The sequence below is a fragment of the Piscirickettsia salmonis LF-89 = ATCC VR-1361 genome, from assembly GCF_000297215.2.
Taxonomy (GTDB): Bacteria; Pseudomonadota; Gammaproteobacteria; order Piscirickettsiales; family Piscirickettsiaceae; genus Piscirickettsia; species Piscirickettsia salmonis.
The window spans coordinates 1-2,899 of record NZ_AMFF02000084.1 but is presented as its reverse complement, the minus strand read 5'-3'; the positions used below and the strand labels follow the sequence as shown (position 1 = coordinate 2,899).

General features: G+C 38.4%; 4 protein-coding genes. 1 reads left to right on the top strand and 3 read right to left on the bottom strand.

From position 1 onward, the window contains the following. Window positions 1-85 precede the first annotated feature (85 nt). Complete coding sequence (dapE, locus tag C200_RS09000; RefSeq protein ID WP_016211947.1) at window positions 86-1,231, bottom strand: succinyl-diaminopimelate desuccinylase; 1,146 nt, start codon at window positions 1,229-1,231, stop codon at window positions 86-88. After that, the gene (locus C200_RS08995; RefSeq protein ID WP_016211943.1) at window positions 1,224-1,577 is read right to left on the bottom strand and encodes an ArsC family reductase; all 354 of its coding nucleotides are present in this window, start codon (window positions 1,575-1,577) and stop codon (window positions 1,224-1,226) included. The genes dapE and C200_RS08995 overlap by 8 nt, the downstream gene beginning before the upstream one ends. 260 nt (window positions 1,578-1,837) lie before the next feature. Here C200_RS08995 and C200_RS08990 point away from each other — a divergent pair, with 260 nt between their 5' ends. Further along, window positions 1,838-2,593, top strand: coding sequence for a hypothetical protein (locus C200_RS08990; protein WP_016211946.1), 756 nt, complete (start codon window positions 1,838-1,840; stop codon window positions 2,591-2,593). Between the two features lie 186 nt (window positions 2,594-2,779). Here C200_RS08990 and C200_RS15005 read toward each other — a convergent pair whose 3' ends face one another. Further along, on the bottom strand, window positions 2,780-2,884 hold the full coding sequence (locus C200_RS15005; RefSeq protein ID WP_248782675.1) for an integrase core domain-containing protein: 105 nt from the start codon (window positions 2,882-2,884) through the stop codon (window positions 2,780-2,782). Between the last annotated feature and the right edge of the window lie 15 nt (window positions 2,885-2,899).

Below are 2,899 nucleotides of genomic sequence, written 5' to 3'. Positions count from 1 at the left end.
AGGTAGCGACGCTTACGTGCTGATAAGTCCGCTGGTGTCTAGCCCCATAATTTGTCTCTTGAAATTAAACTATGGGACTAACTATCTATTTTTTAGCTAATATTTTTTCCAGAACTGCTTCATAGATAGCGCTTAGCATAATAATATCTTGGCTGTGAACGCATTCATTCACCTGATGAATGGTTTTATTAGGGACGCCGAGTTCAACAACGCTGATGCCATAGGGGGCAATAAAGCGACCATCCGACGTGCCGCCTGCTGTTGACAACTGGGGGGGTATTCCAGTCGTCTGTGTTACTGCATCTTTTATTTTATTAATAAAGGATGTATCTGTTGTTAAAAAAGGCTGGCCATTGATTTGCCAGTCTATAGCGTAATTTAAGTTATTTGTATCAAGTATACTATACACTTTCTCTTGAATCTGTTTGCCTGTTATTTGATTGGAAAATCGTAGGTTAAAGTCGATGTAAACATGCGCAGGGATAACATTACGCGTCTGGCTTTCTCCACCATGAATACGGGTAATTTGTAATGAAGTTGCGGGAAAGTCAGCACTTGCTGTATCCCAGTGCTGTGTAGATAACTGCTGTAAAGCATTTAAACACTGATGGAGTGGGTTATTAGCCAAGTGTGGGTAGGCGACATGTCCTTGCTTACCATAAATCGTTATTTGCCCACTTAAAGAGCCACGGCGGCCGTGTTTAATGGTATCGCCTGCAGATTCAGTACTGCTCGGTTCACCAAGAATACAATAATCAATGTTTTCACCACGTTTTTTTATTAACTCTTGTAGCACCTGTTGTGTGCCGTGTGTTGCTGGGCCTTCTTCATCACTGGTAATTAAAAAGCTTAGCGAGCCGTTAAAGTTTGAATGTTGGCTAAGAAAGTTTTCAGTGGCTATAATCATTGCGGCAAGGCCTGATTTCATATCAGCAGCACCTCGGCCATAGAGCATCCCATCAGCGGTTAAGGTCGGTGAGAACGGAGGCGAGCGCCATGCAGATAGTGGTCCTGTAGCAACGACATCCGTATGACCGGCAAATAACAGATTAGGGCCGTTATTATTACCTATTTTTGCCCATAGATTTTGCGTGTCAGCAAATGGCATAGACTCGATATAAAATCCAAGTGGTTTTAGGCGGTTGGCTAAAAGTGTTTGGCAACCCTGGTCATCAGGTGTGATAGAAGGGCGCCTTATCAGCTCACAGGTTAACTCTATTGCTTTATGCATGACTAAATATCTCTTGATATTCTTTATCACTATAGCCAAGATATAGCTGGCCTTGATAGCTTAGTACCGGGCGTTTAATTAACGTGGGTTGTTCGCAGATAAGCTGAATAATAGATGTTTCATTAATGTTATTTTTAATTGAGTCAGTAAGTGCATGATAAGTGCGGCTGCGCCTATTGAGTAGATTTTCCCAGGAAGTTAGTTGACACCAGCCGTTTATTAATTCAGTTGAAATGCCTTCTTGACGAAAATCATGAAATTGGTAATGAATATTGTTATTCTCAAGAAAACGACGGGCTTTTTTAACCGTATCACAATTCTTAATGCCGTAGAGTATTGCTGTCACTGTATTTCTGCTCTTTGTTTTTGCTAGTTTATTTGCTTGTATTTATTCTGGTGCAGCTTAACATTAAAAAGGCCTATGCCATAGTCTAAAGCGCTGTGATTGGGTGCTTGTATTATTTTAAATTTACACTTTCATTTCGTTAAATATAAAAATTTATGTTTTTTAACTATATTATTAATTTTAAGTTTAAGAGAAGAATTATAGATTGAGCTTTCGCAAGGCTCTTTTTTGAATACTAGATGAAGGCTTAGAAGGTTAAAATGAAAAGGAAAATCAGAAAATTAAAAAGAGACATTCAATCTGCAGAAGGAAGAGATGAAAAATTTCAAATTCTTGATGAGTTTATGCAAAGTTTATCAGAAAGAAGTTTAGATACTGATCATGGTTTTGGAACAAGAAAGTATTTATCTTCGAATAGAGTTCAGTTGTGGCAATTGGCTGAAGGCTTATTTGAAGAATTTGGTATTTGTGGCTTAGAAGGGTGTTTAACAGGAGATAGAGAAGAAGGCTCTCATACATTACGATTTGGCTTTAATCCAAAGTTTATTCCTCCAAGCACAACCTCAAGGATGCCTTCGATTACTCTGACAGAGGATGATAGATGTCAGATTGTTCGTGCTTGTAATGCTAAATCAATTGGTGCATTAGAACAATCTAAAAGAAAGTATCAAGGGCGGATTGTCGTAAGTATTGATAGAACAACAATCCCTCATCGGCTATTTGAATGTTGTGGATTTAAAGGTGTTACTGAAATTGATGTGAGTGAAGATTTTCGGCAAGCGTGCTCACAATATAATTCAGTCTTTCTAAGTACAATTGATGATTGTATCAGTCAACTTTCAGATGTTGAGTATTCTTATGTTCAAGGTGTTGAAGTGCCTTTGCTACCTTCAAGGGCAAGAAGGGGTAGGCAAGAAAACTATCAGGCTGGATTATTTCAGCAGCAGCACTACCAACAACAAAGTGATACAGCTATTAAAGCTACTTTATGTGGTTGTCCTTGTGCAGTTTTATAGATATTTTCTTTTGAAGTTATTTAAAAGTGATTTATTGGTGTGTTGTATGTTTATAGTGTATAAGTGTCAGTGACTTTCATGGAAAAACTAGGGTAATTGCCTATCATAAACTTACATAACTAGGCATTTGTTGGGCTTATCTTTATCTGAAATGACCCCCTCCCTTCCGACAAAAACGAACCTCAATTAAGAAATTATTTTTGCCCCTGAAAATACCTCGGCAGGAACAAAATCTCCTAGCGCTTGATGAGGTCGTTCGTGATTATAATGATGAATGTATTCTGCAATCAAGTCCTCCAACTCGTG